Below are 16,029 nucleotides of genomic sequence, written 5' to 3' on the forward strand. Positions count from 1 at the left end.
CGAACATCCCACGAACAGGAGTGCTCGGTTGACGAAACTGGGGTTCACCCGATCCGGTGGCAGTAAGAGTGGTCGCACGCGACGGCGCCTGCGCCGCCGATTGTCCGGCGGAGTGTTGCTGCTGATAGCGCTGACCATCGCCGGTGGATTGGCAGCTGTGCTGACCCCTACCCCACAGGTGGCCGTCGCCGACGAATCTTCCTCGGCGTTGCTGCGCACCGGCAAACAACTTTTCGACACCTCGTGTGTGTCCTGCCATGGCGCCAACCTGCAGGGCGTGCCCGACCACGGGCCGAGTCTGATCGGGGTCGGCGAGGCCGCCGTCTACTTCCAGGTGTCGACCGGCCGGATGCCGGCCATGCGCGGCGAGGCACAGGCGCCGCGCAAAGATCCGATCTTCGACGAAGCACAGATCGACGCGATCGGCGCCTACGTGCAAGCCAATGGCGGTGGGCCGACGGTGGTACGTAACCCCGATGGCAGCATTGCAACGCAGTCGCTACGTGGCAACGACCTGGGCCGCGGCGGCGACTTGTTCCGGCTCAACTGCGCCTCGTGTCACAACTTCACCGGCAAGGGCGGAGCATTGTCGTCCGGCAAATACGCACCCGACCTTGCGCCCGCCAATGAACAGCAAATCCTCACCGCGATGCTGACGGGTCCACAGAACATGCCGAAGTTCTCCAACCGCCAGCTCTCCTTCGAAGCGAAAAAGGACATCATTGCCTACGTGAAGGTCGCCACCGAGGCGCGGCAGCCCGGTGGTTACCTACTCGGCGGATTCGGACCCGCACCCGAAGGCATGGCCATGTGGATCATCGGAATGGTCGCCGCGATCGGGCTGGCACTGTGGATTGGGGCGCGATCATGAGCCGCGCCGACGACGATGCAGTGGGGGTACCACCCGCTTGCGGGGGACGAAGCGATGAGGAGGAGCGGCGCATAGTGCCCGGACCTAACCCGCAAGACGGGGCCAAAGACGGGGCTAAGGCAACCGCCGTCCCCCGTGAACCGGACGAAGCCGCGCTGGCCGCGATGTCCAACCAGGAGCTGCTCGCATTGGGCGGCAAGCTGGATGGTGTCCGGATCGCCTACAAAGAGCCCCGCTGGCCGGTCGAGGGCACCAAAGCCGAGAAGCGCGCCGAGCGTTCAGTGGCGGTGTGGCTTTTGCTAGGTGGCGTGTTCGGACTGGCGCTGTTGCTGATCTTCCTGTTCTGGCCGTGGGAGTTCAAGGCGGCGGATGGCGAAAGCGACTTCATCTACTCGCTGACTACCCCGCTCTACGGCCTGACTTTCGGATTGTCCATCCTGTCGATCGCCATCGGCGCCGTGTTGTATCAGAAAAGGTTTATTCCCGAAGAGATTTCAATCCAGGAACGTCACGATGGCGCTTCGCGGGAGATCGACCGCAAGACGGTGGTGGCGAACCTGACCGACGCGTTCGAGGGCTCGACGATCCGACGGCGCAAGCTGATCGGGCTGTCCTTCGGCGTGGGCATGGGTGCGTTCGGGCTAGGCACCTTGGTCGCGTTTGCTGGTGGCCTCATCAAGAACCCCTGGAAGCCGGTTGTCCCCACCGCCGAGGGCAAAAAGGCGGTGCTCTGGACGTCGGGTTGGACCCCCCGCTACCAGGGCGAGACGATCTATCTGGCGCGCGCCACCGGCACGGAGGACGGACCACCGTTCATCAAAATGCGCCCGGAGGATATGGACGCCGGTGGAATGGAGACCGTTTTTCCCTGGCGGGAGTCCGACGGCGACGGCACCACCGTCGAATCACACCATAAGCTGCAGGAAATCGCGATGGGTATCCGTAACCCGGTGATGCTCATCCGGATCAAACCCAGTGACCTGGGCCGCGTGGTCAAGCGCAAGGGCCAGGAGAGTTTCAACTTCGGCGAATTCTTCGCGTTCACCAAGGTCTGCTCTCATTTGGGTTGCCCGTCATCGCTGTACGAGCAGCAGAGCTACCGAATCCTGTGCCCTTGTCACCAGTCGCAGTTCGACGCATTGCATTTCGCTAAGCCGATCTTCGGTCCAGCGGCCCGCGCCTTGGCGCAACTGCCGATCACGATCGACACGGACGGGTATCTGGTCGCCAACGGTGACTTTGTCGAGCCCGTCGGACCAGCATTCTGGGAGCGAACAACAACATGAGTCCGAAACTGAGTCCGCCGAACATTGGTGAGGTCCTGGCCCGCCAAGCCGAAGACATCGACACCCGGTATCACCCCTCGGCGGCGCTGCGTCGTCAGCTCAACAAGGTCTTCCCGACCCACTGGTCGTTCTTGCTCGGCGAGATCGCTCTGTACAGCTTCGTGGTCCTGCTGATCACCGGCGTGTATTTGACGCTGTTTTTCGATCCGTCCATGGTCGACGTCACCTACAACGGTGTCTATCAACCGCTGCGGGGCGTCGAGATGTCGCGTGCCTACCAGTCCGCGCTGGACATTTCCTTCGAGGTGCGCGGTGGCCTGTTCGTGCGCCAGATCCATCACTGGGCCGCTTTGATGTTCGCGGCGGCAATCATGGTGCACCTGGCACGCATCTTTTTCACCGGAGCGTTCCGGCGGCCCCGCGAGACCAACTGGGTGATCGGTTCGCTGTTGTTGATCCTGGCGATGTTCGAGGGCTATTTCGGCTACTCACTGCCTGACGACCTGCTGTCGGGACTCGGTCTGCGCGCGGCACTCTCGTCGATCACGCTGGGTATGCCGGTAATCGGGACCTGGCTGCACTGGGCGCTGTTTGGCGGTGACTTCCCCGGCACCATCTTGATCCCCAGGCTCTACGCCCTGCACATTTTACTGTTGCCGGGGATCATCTTGGCGCTGATCGGGCTGCATCTGGCGTTGGTGTGGTTCCAGAAGCACACCCAGTTCCCCGGCCCGGGCCGCACCGAGCACAACGTCGTCGGCGTGCGGGTGATGCCGGTGTTCGCGTTCAAGTCCGGCGCATTTTTCGCGGCTATCGTCGGTGTTCTGGGCCTGATGGGCGGCCTGCTGCAGATCAACCCGATCTGGAATCTGGGGCCCTACAAGCCATCACAGGTGTCGGCGGGCTCGCAGCCAGACTTCTACATGATGTGGACCGAGGGTCTGGCCCGGATCTGGCCGCCGTGGGAGTTCTACTTCTGGCATCACACCATTCCCGCCCCGGTCTGGGTCGCCGTGATCATGGGCCTGGTTTTCGTCCTGCTACCCGCCTACCCATTCCTGGAGAAGCGGTTTACCGGCGACTACGCGCATCACAACCTGTTGCAGCGGCCACGGGACGTTCCGGTGCGCACCGCGATCGGCGCCATGGCGATCGCCTTCTATATGGTGCTCACTCTCGCGGCGATGAACGACATCATCGCGTTGAAGTTCCATATTTCGCTGAATGCAACCACGTGGATTGGCCGCATCGGCATGGTGATACTGCCGCCGTTCGTCTACTTCATCACATATCGGTGGTGTATCGGATTGCAGCGCAGCGATCGGTCGGTGCTCGAGCACGGCGTCGAGACCGGCATCATCAAGCGGCTGCCCCATGGCGCCTACATCGAGCTGCATCAGCCCCTCGGCCCGGTCGACGAGCATGGCCACCCGATACCGCTTCAGTATCAGGGAGCGCCGCTGCCCAAGCGAATGAACAAGCTGGGCTCGGCCGGATCGCCGGGTAGTGGCAGTTTTCTGTTCGCCGACTCCGCGGCAGAGGATGCGGCGCTGCGCGAGGCAGGGCACGCCGCCGAACAACGTGCCCTTGCCGCACTGCGCGAACACCAGGACAGCATCATGGGTTCGCCAGACGGCGAGCACTAGCCCGGCGACGACCCGGGTCGGCACGACCCGGGAAGGAACCGGGCAAATCAAGCACAGCCCGGCGACGACCCGGGTCGGCACGACCCGGGAAGGAACCGGGCAAATCAAGCACAGCCCGGCGACGACCCGGGTCGGCACGACCCGGGAAGGAACCGGGCAAATCAAGCACAGCCCGGCGACGACCCGGGTCGGCACGACCCGGGAAGGAGCCGGGCAAATCAAGCACAGCCCGGCGACGACCCGGGTCGGCACGACCCGGGAAGGAGCCGGGCAAATCAAGCACAGCCCGGCGACGACCCGGGTCGGCACGACCCGGGAAGGAGCCGGGCAAATCAAGCACAGCCCGGCGACGTCGCCACCACCCGGCGCAGCTGCCGAGCGTATAGCCACTCGATCACCGGCATGCCCGCGGTGACCGCCCCGGCCAACCCGTAGCTGATCCAAGATGGCCCGTCGTGACCGACCGCCATGAGGTAGGTCGCCGCCGCCACGGCAATCAACGCAATGCCAATCGCACTGGTCAACACGACTGTCCCGCGCAACCAGATCCGGTCCACCGCCTCACTGGACCACTCGGCGGCCACCTCGAATGCATCCGCGTGCTGTACGGGTGCCGACTCGGCCACAGCGCGTTTCGCCGGATGCCCGGATCCGATCGATCGCCCGCCCCGCACGGATGCACCCGTCGGCCTCGTCGCGGGCTCGGCCTCAGCCATGCGGCGAGCTCGTAACAGCACCGGTATCGCGCCCACGATGACCAGTGCGGAGACCACAATTACGGCGTACAGCACCCACGTGGTGTGCGGGTTTCCGGCCATCTCGTGGAAGCCCCTACCCAGGTCCATCAGGGCGACAGCGGCGGCCACCGACACGCCGGTGAACACCAGCCACACCGCGGCACATGCCCCAACCAGGATGCGATCGATGACGTCCGGCGAGATTACATCCGGCCCACGCCGGTATGCGGAATATCTGCTCACCATCAGCAGCTCGTTTGCGGTCCATCGTTGGAGTTCGATGAGAGCACCGTTCCGTCGCTCGTGGTGATCGAGCAGTTGAGTTTGCTGACCCGGAAAAGGCTGGAGGCCTCCACCGAGCCAACGTCGGATTGCGAGATCGGGGTGACCGTCATGGACCACGGGATGTACACATTGTGCTGTGTCCGTCGGCGCCCGGCGGCATCGACGTAAGTCACCGAGATAATGTCACCCGGCGCCTTGGTACCGGTCACCGAATAGGTGACTTGCCGCGGACCGGTCGGCGTGGTGGTCGTGGGCGGCGGTGCCGCCGCCGTTGTGGTGGTCGCCGGCGGCGGCGCCGTGGTTGTCGCCGGCGGGGGCGGTGGTGGCGGCGTCACAGTGACCGTCTGTGTCTCCGTCGCTGTCGGGATCTCGGTGGTGGGCGGTGGGGCTGGTGGCGGCGGTGGCGGCGCCGGCTTGGTGGTCGTGATTTCGTCCTGCACGGGCGGTGCAGAGGACGTAGTGTCGCCGGTGGCGAGTTTGCTGGTATGTGGTCGCGTGACGAGCAACGACACCGAAACCACGAGCGCAACGGCGGCAATTATGGCGGCGACACCGACCACCCACGGCCAGCGCGGAGCGGCCAGTTCGTCGTCCAGGTCGGACGACTCCTCATAGTCGTCGTAGTCATAGAGCCTGAGATCGGCTGGCACATACGGGCCGCCGGTGACGTGCTCGGATTCCGGAGCAGAGTATGCCCGAGAATATGCGTCGGTCTCGCCCGTCTGGTCACTGGGCAGTTTGTCGCCGCCCCCGGCGACGGGCGGCAAGTGGTTGCCGGAAGCCCGTTCGTCGCCCGTGTCGCTGACGGGTTCCGATTCGGGTTCGTCAGGTTCCCGTCCCGGGGGATTCGGCCCGCTCATGTTTGCCTACCCTGTCCAACTGCCTCACCAACACGCGTGGCTTTCCGCCTGCATCCTTGCCCGCGCGCTCGGCGCATTCTTCATTGGTGCCACGGAAACCCTACCCAACCGGGCAGGACCGAGAAGTCTGGGCAACCGTGCTACTGGTCAACTGATGCCCTGATTGTGACCTTCCCGGCGCCGGATCAGTGCTTCTCAGGACCGACGTAATATTCGAAGACCAATCCGGCCGCCGAGGCGAGGATGAATGCCACACCGGCGGCGATCAGCCACGGGAGCCACAACGCGATGCCGACCGCTGCCACCGAGCCGGACAACGCGACCATGATCGGCCACCAGCTATGCGGACTGAAGAATCCAAGTTCTCCTGCGCCGTCGCTGATTTCAGCGCCTTCGTAGTCCTCGGGCCGGGAATCTAACCGGCGGGCCACAAACCGGAAGAAGGTGGCGACGATCAACGCCATGCCGCCGGTAAGCGCCAGCGCAGTGGTGCCAGCCCACTCGACACCACCGGTGGCGAACATCGAGGTCAACACGCCGTACAGCACCGCCGTCACCACGAAGAACGCGGCGACAAACTCAAACAGTCGGGCTTCGATATGCATGAGCGTCCTAACCTACGGGCTGCGGGGCCAATTCACCGCGGCGAGTATCAAACGGGTGGGTGGTCACCGCAAGGGGCGGCTGGTTGATCGCCCGCAGGGCCTCGGCGTTTGTCTTCCCGTCGATGCGTTGCTGCAGGTAGGCCTTGAAATCGTTGGGGGTCACGACGCGGACCTCGAAGTTCATCATCGAGTGATACGTGCCACACATCTCGGCGCAGTGGCCCACGAATGCTCCGGTCTTGGTGATTTCTTCGATCTGGAAGACGTTGACCGAGTTGTTTGCCACCGGGTTAGGCATCACGTCACGCTTGAACAAGAACTCCGGCACCCAGAATGCGTGTATCACATCGGCTGAGGCCATTTGGAATTCGATACGCTTGCCGGACGGCAGCACCAGCACCGGAATTTCGGTGCTGGTGCCCAACGTCTCGACCTTGTCGAAATTCAGGTAGGTCCGGTCCTCGGTGTTGAGCCCGCGCACCGGCCCGACCAGCTCTTCGCCGTACTTGTCCTTGCCCTCTGGCTTGGAAACCATGGCGCGCTTGCGCTCCGGATCGGCACCATCATAGGTCAGTGTGCCGTCTTTGAAGTTCACCCTTTGATAGCCAAACTTCCAATTCCACTGGAAAGACGTGATATCAATCACGACCTCGGGATCCTTGGCTATCTGCAGCATCTTCTCCTGCACCACGACGGTGAAATAAAACAGCACCGAGATGATGAGGAACGGTATGACGGTGAGAACCAGCTCTAGCGGCATGTTGTAGCCGAACTGGCGGGGCAACTCAGTGTCGGTGTTCTTCTTCCGGTGAAATACCGCGGACCAGAAGATGAGACCCCACACGATTACCCCAACCGCCAGGGAGGCGATCACCGCCCCGATCCACAGTTCTCGATTGAGGTGTGCCTCCGGGGTAATGCCCTCCGGCCAACCGATGCCCAGGGCTTCCGACCAGCTGCATCCACTGACGGTGACGGCCAATGCCCCCAGCATCGCTGCGAGCGCCAGCTGTCGAAGACCACGGGCAGGCCCTCCGGAGCCGCGCTGAGGCCTGCACTGCGACAAGCGTTGCAAACGACCTGGCCCGCGAGGTGTCACTGTTGGCGCCTCCTGTATCACAAGCTGGGCCGACTGGGATAGCACCGGCTGCGGCGAGAACCATCGGCTAACTCAGACATCGAATACTACGCAGCGTAGACCACGCCGCCCGCGCGGGCGACGATGCGGGCCGAAACGGCCCGCTGAGGAGCCGCGCCATCAGCCCCGCGGGCGACTGCCTGGTCGTCGCGACCCGCCGGACGAGGCATCCACAAGAGTCGCCAAGTGGGGCATACTGGGGCGCCGTGTGTGGACTGCTGGCCTTCGTCGCGGCCCCGGCCGGTGCTGCGGGGCCCGAAGGTGCCGACGCTGCCAGCGCCATCGCCCGCGCATCGCATTTGATGCGCCACCGCGGGCCCGATGAATCGGGCACCTGGCACGCCGTCGATGGCGCCTCCGGAGGCGTCGTGTTCGGGTTCAACCGACTGTCCATCATCGACATCGCGCACTCGCATCAGCCGCTGCGGTGGGGGCCGCCGGAGGCTCCGGACCGCTACGTGCTGGTGTTCAACGGCGAGATCTACAACTACTTGGAGCTGCGTGACGAGCTGCGCACCCAGCACGGCGCTGTGTTCGCCACCGACGGCGACGGTGAGGCGATCCTCGCCGGCTATCACCACTGGGGCACCGAGGTGCTGCAGCGGTTGCGCGGCATGTTCGCATTCGCGCTGTGGGACACCGTCACCCGCGAATTGTTCTGCGCGCGAGATCCGTTCGGCATCAAGCCGTTGTTTATCGCCACCGGAGCCGGCGGCACGGCGGTGGCCAGTGAGAAGAAATGCCTGCTGGACCTCGTCGAGTTGGTGGGGTTCGACACCGAGATCGACCATCGGGCGTTGCAGCACTACACCGTCCTGCAGTACGTGCCGGAACCCGAGACACTGCACCGTGGGGTACGTCGGCTGGAATCAGGCTGCTTCGCCCGGATCCGTGCCGACCAGCTCGCGCCGGTGATCACCCGTTATTTCGTGCCGCGATTTGCGGCCAGTCCGATCACCAACGACAACGACCAGGCCCGCTATGACGAGATCACGGCAGTGCTTGAGGACTCGGTGGCCAAGCATATGCGCGCCGATGTCACCGTCGGCGCGTTTCTGTCCGGGGGTATCGACTCCACGGCCATCGCGGCGCTGGCCATCCCGCACAATCCGCGGCTGATCACCTTCACCACCGGTTTCGAGCGCGAGGGCTTCTCCGAGATCGACGTCGCGGTGGCTTCGGCAGAGGCCATCGGTGCCCGTCACATCGCCAAGGTGGTCAGCGCCGACGAGTTCGTCGCCGCCCTGCCCGAGATCGTCTGGTACCTCGACGAGCCGGTCGCTGACCCAGCGCTGGTACCGTTGTTCTTCGTCGCCCGCGAGGCTCGAAAGCACGTCAAAGTGGTGTTGTCGGGCGAAGGCGCCGACGAACTGTTCGGCGGCTACACAATCTATCGAGAACCGCTGTCGTTGAGGCCGTTTGACTACCTGCCCAAGCCACTGCGCCGGTCGATGGGAAAAGTTTCCAAGCCACTGCCGGAGGGCATGCGCGGCAAGAGTCTGCTGCACCGCGGATCGCTGACACTCGAAGAGCGCTACTACGGCAATGCCCGCAGTTTCTCCGACGCGCAGCTGCGCGAAGTACTGCCCGGGTTCCGGCCGGACTGGACCCACACAGATGTGACGGCGCCGGTCTACGCCGAATCGGCCGGCTGGGATCCGGTGGCGCGAATGCAGCACATCGACCTGTTCACCTGGCTGCGCGGCGACATTCTGGTCAAGGCCGACAAGATAACGATGGCCAACTCCCTGGAGCTGCGGGTGCCGTTCCTGGACCCGGAGGTTTTCGCGGTGGCCTCCCGGTTGCCGGCGGGCGCCAAGATCACCCGTACCACCACCAAGTACGCGCTGCGGCGCGCGCTGGAGCCTATTGTGCCCGCACACGTGCTGCACCGGCCCAAGCTCGGGTTCCCGGTCCCGATCCGGCATTGGCTGCGTGCCGGCGAGCTGCTGGAGTGGGCGTATGCGACGGTGGGCTCGTCGCAGGCCGGTCACTTGGTTGACATCGCCGCCGTGTATCGCATGCTCGACGAGCACCGGTGCGGCAGCAGCGACCACAGCCGCCGGCTGTGGACCATGCTGATCTTTATGCTGTGGCACGCGATCTTCGTCGAGCACAGCGTGGTGCCCCAGATCAGCGAGCCGCAGTACCCCGTCCAGTTGTAACCGCCCCTTCGCGAGCAGACGCGGAATCGCATCGGCGGGGCCCACACGGTGCGATTCCGCGTCTGCTCGGCGGTGCCGCGGCTAGGCCAAGCCGCGGCTAGGCCAGCACGGCGACGATCTCGGCGGCCGCGTGCTCGCCGTAAGCACCAGCCAGCCTGCTGGCCGCGGCCTCGTAGTCCCACTGCCACTCCTGAGTTCCGGTCGACTCCAGCACCAGCACGGCAACCAGCGAGCCCAGCTGCGCCGAACGCTCCAGGCCTAGTCCGGCACTGCGGCCAGTCAGGAAACCGGCGCGGAACGCGTCGCCGACGCCGGTGGGGTCGGTCTGGCTGGTTTCGGGGACCACGCCGACGTGGATGGTGGTGCCGTCAGGTTCTACCAAATCGACACCCTTAGGACCCAATGTGGTCACCCGCAGGTCGATCTGCGCCATCACATCGGCCTCTGACCAGCCGGTCTTGGACAGCAGCAGATCCCATTCGTAGTCGTTGGTGAACAAGTAAGCAGCACCGTTGACGAGCCTGCGAATTTCCTCACCCGACAGCCTCGCCAGCTGCTGAGACGGATCGGCGGCGAAGGCCAGCCCCAGCTTGCGACACTCCTCGGTGTGCAAGAACATCGCCTCGGGGTCGTTGGCGCCGATGATCACCAACTCCGGCTTGCCGATGGCCGACACCACGTCGGCAAGCTTGATGTTGCGTGCCTCCGACATAGCCCCGGGGTAGAACGATGCGATCTGGGCCATGTCGACATCGGTGGTACAGGTAAACCGCGCCGTGTGCGCGGTCTCGGAGATCAGAACGTGGTCGCAGTTGACACCGCGGGCTTTCAGCCAGTCGCGATAATCGGCGAAGTCGGCGCCTGCCGCCCCAACTAGCGCGACCTCGCCACCTAGCACACCGATGGCGAAGGCCATGTTTCCGGCCACGCCGCCGCGGTGCATCACCAAGTCATCGACTAGGAAGCTAAGCGACACCTTGTGCAGGTGTTCGGGCAGTAGCTGCTCGGAAAATCGGCCTGGAAACCGCATCAAATGGTCGGTCGCAATCGAACCGGTTACCGCGATCGTCACAAAATCTCCGTCCTTCGTTCCTAAGGTTGCCTAGTCTTTCAACATTATCGGCGCCGCGGCCCGCCCCGTCGCGTTGAGAGCTGACGGCAGCTGTTGCGCTAGCCTGCCTAGGGAGCTCACCTGATTGCCGATGCTGCCGGCTGACGCGACGGGCGGTTGTCGCCCTAGCAGCTGGTCCCGTCCACCACCCTAGGAGAACCACAATGCCCGGTCCCCACTCGCCGAACCCCGGTGTCGGCACCAACGGACCGGCGCCGTACCCCGAGCCCTCATCCCACGAACCCCAAGCCCTGGACTACCCCCACGACCTCGGCGCCGCCGAACCGGCCTTCGCCCCGGGACCGGCAGACGACGCGGCGCTGCCGCCCGCCGCATATCCCGGCGTGCCGCCGCAGGTGTCCTACCCGAAGCGACGGCACAAGCGGCTGCTGATCGGCATTGTGGTAGCCCTCGCGCTGGTGTCGGCTATGACGGCGGCGATCATATACGGGGTCCGCACCAACGGAGCCAACACGGCAGGCACATTCTCGGAGGGACCGGCCAAAACCGCGATTCAGGGATACCTCAACGCGCTGGAGAACCGCGATGTGGACACCATCGTTCGCAATGCGCTGTGCGGTATCCACGACGGCGTGCGCGACAAGCGCTCCGATCAGGCCTTGGCCAAGCTGAGCAGCGACGCGTTCCGCAAGCAGTTCTCCCAGGTCGAAGTGACCTCGATCGACAAAATCGTGTACTGGTCGCAATATCAGGCCCAGGTGCTGTTCACCATGCAGGTGACACCTGCCGCCGGCGGCCCGCCACGCGGTCAGGTGCAAGGCATCGCTCAGTTGCTTTTCCAGCGCGGTCAGGTCTTGGTGTGCTCGTACGTGTTGCGCACCGCGGGGTCGTACTAGCGTTTTATCAGTTGAACGAATCCCCGCACGCGCAGGAGCCGGTGGCGTTGGGATTGTCGATGGTGAAGCCTTGCTTCTCAATAGTGTCGACGAAATCGATCGACGCGCCTTCCACATACGGCGCGCTCATCCGGTCCACGATCAACCTGACACCACCGAACTCCGCGGTTTGGTCACCATCCAGCGTCCGGTCGTCGAAGAAAAGGTTATAGCGCAATCCAGCGCACCCCCCCGGCTGAACCGCGATCCGCAGCGCCAGATCGTCCCGTCCCTCCTGGTCCAACAGCGACTTCGCCTTGGCGGCGGCCGCTTCGGTCAGGATCACGCCGTGGGTCTTGGCGCTCGGCTCGTTCTGCACCGTCATGACTTCTCCTAGATGTCTCATCGTTGGGTGGGCCCCGCCCACTAGCGTTTCAGCCTGCGGAATCCAGTCTGGGGTCTGCTTGGGGAAAATCCCACTTCCTCAACGGTACCCTGAAGGACCGCTATTCCCGAGTCGCGCCGCTACCTGAGACGCCAAGCCCATGAGCTGATTGGCCGCATCGGCCAGCGCCAACCGCACCGAACCGGCGTACTCAGCGATGGACAATGCGGCCATAATGCCCGCCGACCGCAACGCGGACTTGTCCAGCGACACCTGGCCGGCCAACACTATCACCGGAATTGCGAGCGGGCGGGCCGCAGCCGCGATCGCACCAACCACCTTCCCGTGCAGGGATTGCTCGTCGAATCGGCCCTCACCGGTGACGATCAGCTCCGCATCGGCAAGGTCGTCGGCAAAATGCGTGTGCTCTGCGATGATTGCCGCACCCGACTGGTACCGGCCGCCAACCGCGAGCAGCCCAGCCCCGATACCACCGGCGGCGCCCGCGCCCGGCTCGGCGCTCACCCCGCGCCCGGCGGCCGCGTCCAGTTCAATCGCCCATGCCGCCAGACGGCCTTCCAACACTGCGACGGTGGCCATGTCCGCGCCCTTCTGCGGCGCGAACACCCTGGCCGTGCCCCATGGTCCCAGCAATGGGTATTCGACATCCGAGGCGGCGATCACCTCGACGTCGGCCAACTGTCGGCGGGCCGCGTCCAGGCCGCCAAGCTCGGCAATCATCCCCTTCCCCCCGTCGGTACATGCGCTGCCCCCCAACCCCACCACGATCCGAGCCGCCCCGGCCCGCAGTGCCGCGGCGATGAGCTGGCCGACGCCCTTGCTGTGGGCCGCCAGCGCGGTCTCGGGCGTGGGCGGGCCGCCAAGCAACCCCAGACCACAAGCCTGCGCACACTCCAAATACGCGGTTGCCGAGCCCGGATCGAACACCCACGCCGCGTTCACGACGGTGTTCAGTGGCCCGCAAACACGCAGCCGGCGGGTCTCTCCTAGCCGGCTGCCCAGCACCTCAACAAAACCCGGACCGCCATCGGATTGGGGGGCGACGATGAACGAATCGCCTGGTCGCGACCGCGTCCAGCCGGTCGCAATGGCCGCGGCGGCCTCCACCGCAGACAGGCTGTCGCCGTAGCAGTCCGGTGCCACCAACACCCGCATGGCGGGCAGCTGGAGTCGGCCGGGCCCCAAGCTACCGGTCGCGTCATCCGAGGCCTGCGAGCCTTTCATCACTGGCCAGAGTAGGTCTGCGCACCCACGCGCGTACCTAAACGCACGCAAATTCCAACCGGGCCCCGCCGCGAAGTAGCCTGGCGACTGTGAAGCTGCTGGGCCACCGGAAGAGCCATGGACACCAAAGGGCCGACGCATCACCCGATGCCGGGTCGAAAGATGGTTGCCGGCCTGATTCCGGACGCACGTCCGGGTCGGACACATCGCGCGGGTCGCAAACCACCGGCCCCAAGGGCCGGCCCACGCCCAAGCGCAACCAATCCCGTCGCCACACCAAGAAGGGCCCGGTCGCACCGGCACCAATGACTGCGGCCCAGGCACGGGCCCGGCGCAAGTCGCTTGCCGGCCCCAAACTTAGCCGCGAGGAACGGAGAGCCGAAAAGGCCGCAAACCGGGCCCGGATGACGGAACGCCGGGAACGCATGATGGCCGGCGAAGAGGCCTACCTGCTCCCGCGCGACCGGGGCCCGGTACGCCGCTACGTGCGCGATGTGGTGGACTCCCGGCGCAACCTGCTCGGGCTGTTCATGCCCTCGGCGCTGACCCTGCTGTTCGTCATGTTTGCCGTGCCGCAGGTGCAGTTTTACTTGTCTCCGGCGATGTTGATACTGCTGGCCTTGATGACGATCGACGCGATCATCTTGGGTCGCAAAGTTGGCCGGCTGGTTGACACGAAGTTCCCGTCTAACACCGAAAGCCGGTGGAGGCTGGGTCTTTACGCCGCCGGCCGAGCTTCCCAGATACGCCGGTTGCGGGCGCCCCGACCCCAAGTCGAGCGCGGCGGCGATGTTGGCTAACGGACGCCGGAAGTCATCTCACCCGGTGTACACCCTAGTGCTCAGCGGGCGGACCGAACCGATCAAGCCGGCGAAAGGATGATCGGGTTCGCGCCGGTGTCGACGCCCGATGCGGCTGCCGAAGCAGCCGCCCGCGCCCGACAAGACAGCTTGACCAAGCCGCGGGGAGCGCTGGGCAGTCTCGAGGACCTGTCTGTCTGGGTCGCGTCGTGCCAGCAGCGCTGTCCGCCGCGGCAATTCGAGCGCGCCCGGGTGGTGGTGTTCGCCGGTGACCATGGTGTGGCCCGGTCCGGGGTGTCGGCGTACCCGCCGGAAGTCACCGCCCAGATGGTCGCCAACATCGACGCTGGCGGGGCGGCGATCAACGCGCTGGCCGATGTCGCGGGCGCGACCGTGCGGGTCGCGGACCTGGCCGTGGACGCGGACCCGCTGTCTGAGCGCATCGGCGCGCACAAGGTGCGCCGCGGCAGCGGCAATATCGCCACCGAGGACGCGTTGACCAACGACGAGACCGCCGCCGCGATCACAGCCGGCCAGCAGATCGCCGACGAAGAGGTTGATGCCGGCGCCGACTTGCTCATAGCCGGCGATATGGGAATCGGAAACACTACCGCGGCCGCGGTTCTTGTGGCAGCGCTGACCGATGCCGAGCCGGTCGCGGTGGTCGGGTTCGGGACCGGTATCGACGACGCCGGTTGGGCGCGTAAGACGGCCGCGGTGCGCGACGCCCTGTTTCGGGTGCGCCCAGTGTTGCCCGACCCGGTCGGGTTGCTGCGGTGCGCCGGCGGCGCTGACTTGGCCGCGATAGCTGGCTTCTGCGCGCAGGCCGCGGTCCGACGCACCCCGCTGCTGCTTGACGGGGTGGCGGTGACAGCCGCCGCCCTGGTCGCTGAGCGTCTTGCGCCCGGCGCTCACCGGTGGTGGCAGGCGGGTCATCGATCCAGCGAACCGGGCCACGGGCTGGCGCTGGCAGCCCTCGGGCTGGACCCGATCGTGGACCTTCACATGCGGCTGGGCGAGGGAACCGGCGCCGCGGTGGCGTTGATGGTGTTGCGCGCCGCGGTCGCGGCGCTGTCGTCGATGGCGACCTTCACCGAGGCCGGCGTGTCCACCCGGTCCGTCGACGGTGTCGACCGGACCGCACCCCCGGCAGTCTCACCGTGATGCGTTCGCTGGCAACAGCTTTCGCATTCGCAACGGTGATACCCACACCGGGCTCAGCGACCACCCCGATGGGCCGTGGCCCGATGACCGCGCTGCCGGTGGTGGGCGCGGCGCTGGGTGCACTGGCGGCGGCGATCGCATGGGCTGGCGCGCAAGTGTTCGGCCCGTCCAGCCCGCTGTCCGGCATGCTCACGGTGGCGGTACTGCTGGTCGTCACTCGAGGCCTGCACATCGATGGCGTTGCCGATACCGCTGACGGACTGGGCTGCTATGGGCCGCCGCAGCGTGCGCTTGCGGTGATGCGCGACGGGTCGACCGGACCGTTCGGGGTGGCGGCCGTGGTCTTGGTCATCGCCTTGCAGGGCCTGGCCTTCGCGACCCTCACCACGGTCGGGATCGCTGGGATCACGCTGGCGGTCTTATCCGGCCGGGTCACCGCCGTACTGGTCTGTCGCCGGTCGGTGCCGGCAGCCCACGGCAGCACCCTGGGCTCGCGGGTCGCCGGTACGCAACCCGCGCCGGTGGTGGCGGCCTGGCTCGCCGTCCTGCTCGCCGTTTCGGTGCCGGCCGGTCCCCGGCCTTGGCAAGGACCGATAGCGGTTCTGTTAGCGGTGACGGCCGGCGCGGCCCTGGCGGCGCATTGCGTGCACCGGTTCGGCGGTGTCACCGGTGACGTGCTGGGCAGCGCGATCGAGCTGAGCACGACGGTCAGCGCCGTGACGCTTGCGGGCTTGGCCCGGCTTTAGCAGGCGGCGAGCGGGACGCTGCAGTAGACTCATGTCCGCCGTCCCTTCCAACACAGGGCTCCCCTCCGTGTCCCCAGATTAGGGGACATGAAATTCAACCGACGGTGTCCGATTGGCGGATCGTTTTGGCCGCGCGGCATATATAGCGT

The 16,029-nt window shown here is 65.6% G+C and carries 15 protein-coding genes and 1 pseudogene; 9 read left to right on the forward strand and 7 right to left on the reverse strand.

The genetic code is table 11. The features are described from left to right. Window positions 1–28 precede the first annotated feature (28 nt). The 4 genes and pseudogenes from qcrC to qcrB all read left to right on the forward strand — a co-directional run bounded on the left by qcrC (window position 29) and on the right by qcrB (window position 3,803). On the forward strand, window positions 29–871 hold the full coding sequence (gene qcrC / locus MCAN_RS11610) for a cytochrome bc1 complex diheme cytochrome c subunit (RefSeq protein ID WP_003411392.1): 843 nt from the start codon (window positions 29–31) through the stop codon (window positions 869–871). Between the two features lie 2 nt (window positions 872–873). Further along, a pseudogene (locus tag MCAN_RS24155) lies at window positions 874–945 on the forward strand (16S rRNA (guanine(966)-N(2))-methyltransferase RsmD); the annotation flags it as partial. Further along, window positions 946–2,157 (forward strand): cytochrome bc1 complex Rieske iron-sulfur subunit, encoded by a 1,212-nt coding sequence (gene qcrA, locus MCAN_RS11615; protein ID WP_003911816.1) that lies wholly within the window; start codon window positions 946–948, stop codon window positions 2,155–2,157. Continuing rightward, on the forward strand, window positions 2,154–3,803 hold the full coding sequence (qcrB, locus tag MCAN_RS11620; RefSeq protein ID WP_003899212.1) for a cytochrome bc1 complex cytochrome b subunit: 1,650 nt from the start codon (window positions 2,154–2,156) through the stop codon (window positions 3,801–3,803). Before qcrA ends, qcrB begins: the two co-directional genes overlap by 4 nt. A gap of 332 nt (window positions 3,804–4,135) precedes the next feature. Here the strand turns inward: qcrB and MCAN_RS11625 are convergent, their stop codons facing one another. The 4 genes from MCAN_RS11625 to ctaC form a co-directional block, all read right to left on the reverse strand. Next, window positions 4,136–4,786: a DUF2561 family protein gene (locus MCAN_RS11625; RefSeq protein ID WP_014001177.1), complete on the reverse strand. Its 651-nt coding sequence runs from the start codon at window positions 4,784–4,786 to the stop codon at window positions 4,136–4,138. Beyond that, window positions 4,786–5,685 carry an MmpS family transport accessory protein gene (locus MCAN_RS11630; RefSeq protein WP_003411405.1) on the reverse strand — a complete coding sequence of 300 codons (900 nt, stop codon included), beginning with the start codon at window positions 5,683–5,685 and terminating at the stop codon, window positions 4,786–4,788. The genes MCAN_RS11625 and MCAN_RS11630 overlap by 1 nt, the downstream gene beginning before the upstream one ends. A gap of 185 nt (window positions 5,686–5,870) precedes the next feature. After that, window positions 5,871–6,290: a cytochrome c oxidase subunit 4 gene (locus MCAN_RS11635; RefSeq protein WP_003411408.1), complete on the reverse strand. Its 420-nt coding sequence runs from the start codon at window positions 6,288–6,290 to the stop codon at window positions 5,871–5,873. 7 nt (window positions 6,291–6,297) lie between these two features. Continuing rightward, a complete protein-coding gene (gene ctaC / locus MCAN_RS11640) occupies window positions 6,298–7,389 on the reverse strand; it encodes an aa3-type cytochrome oxidase subunit II (protein ID WP_003899214.1) in 1,092 nt (363 codons plus the stop codon). A 245-nt stretch (window positions 7,390–7,634) separates the two neighbouring features. On the opposite strand from ctaC, the gene asnB reads away from it, so the two are divergent. Further along, window positions 7,635–9,593 carry an asparagine synthase (glutamine-hydrolyzing) gene (gene asnB / locus MCAN_RS11645; protein ID WP_014001178.1) on the forward strand — a complete coding sequence of 653 codons (1,959 nt, stop codon included), beginning with the start codon at window positions 7,635–7,637 and terminating at the stop codon, window positions 9,591–9,593. A 97-nt stretch (window positions 9,594–9,690) separates the two neighbouring features. On the opposite strand, the gene MCAN_RS11650 is transcribed toward asnB, so the two are convergent. Then, the gene (locus MCAN_RS11650) at window positions 9,691–10,665 is read right to left on the reverse strand and encodes a carbohydrate kinase family protein (protein WP_003411414.1); all 975 of its coding nucleotides are present in this window, start codon (window positions 10,663–10,665) and stop codon (window positions 9,691–9,693) included. Window positions 10,666–10,868: 203 nt separating this feature from the next. Between MCAN_RS11650 and MCAN_RS11655 the strand changes: the two genes are divergently transcribed. Next, the gene (locus tag MCAN_RS11655) at window positions 10,869–11,561 is read left to right on the forward strand and encodes an Rv0361 family membrane protein (protein ID WP_003411415.1); all 693 of its coding nucleotides are present in this window, start codon (window positions 10,869–10,871) and stop codon (window positions 11,559–11,561) included. Between the two features lie 7 nt (window positions 11,562–11,568). Here MCAN_RS11655 and MCAN_RS11660 read toward each other — a convergent pair whose 3' ends face one another. Together MCAN_RS11660 and MCAN_RS11665 are read right to left on the reverse strand one after the other, a co-directional pair. Continuing rightward, on the reverse strand, window positions 11,569–11,925 hold the full coding sequence (locus MCAN_RS11660) for a HesB/IscA family protein (RefSeq protein ID WP_003411418.1): 357 nt from the start codon (window positions 11,923–11,925) through the stop codon (window positions 11,569–11,571). A gap of 99 nt (window positions 11,926–12,024) precedes the next feature. Beyond that, window positions 12,025–13,101: a glycerate kinase family protein gene (locus MCAN_RS11665; RefSeq protein ID WP_003411420.1), complete on the reverse strand. Its 1,077-nt coding sequence runs from the start codon at window positions 13,099–13,101 to the stop codon at window positions 12,025–12,027. Window positions 13,102–13,259: 158 nt separating this feature from the next. Here MCAN_RS11665 and MCAN_RS11670 point away from each other — a divergent pair, with 158 nt between their 5' ends. The 3 genes from MCAN_RS11670 (at window position 13,260) to MCAN_RS11680 (ending at window position 15,880) form a co-directional block, all read left to right on the forward strand. Further along, a complete protein-coding gene (locus MCAN_RS11670) occupies window positions 13,260–13,970 on the forward strand; it encodes a DUF3043 domain-containing protein (RefSeq protein ID WP_003411425.1) in 711 nt (236 codons plus the stop codon). Window positions 13,971–14,048: 78 nt separating this feature from the next. Next, window positions 14,049–15,134 (forward strand): nicotinate-nucleotide--dimethylbenzimidazole phosphoribosyltransferase, encoded by a 1,086-nt coding sequence (gene cobT / locus MCAN_RS11675; protein WP_003411429.1) that lies wholly within the window; start codon window positions 14,049–14,051, stop codon window positions 15,132–15,134. Beyond that, window positions 15,131–15,880, forward strand: a complete 750-nt coding sequence (locus MCAN_RS11680) for an adenosylcobinamide-GDP ribazoletransferase (protein ID WP_014001179.1) — start codon at window positions 15,131–15,133, stop codon at window positions 15,878–15,880. Before cobT ends, MCAN_RS11680 begins: the two co-directional genes overlap by 4 nt. Window positions 15,881–16,029: the final 149 nt, after the last annotated feature.

The sequence above is a fragment of the Mycobacterium canetti CIPT 140010059 genome (genome assembly GCF_000253375.1).
GTDB lineage: Bacteria > Actinomycetota > Actinomycetes > Mycobacteriales > Mycobacteriaceae > Mycobacterium > Mycobacterium tuberculosis.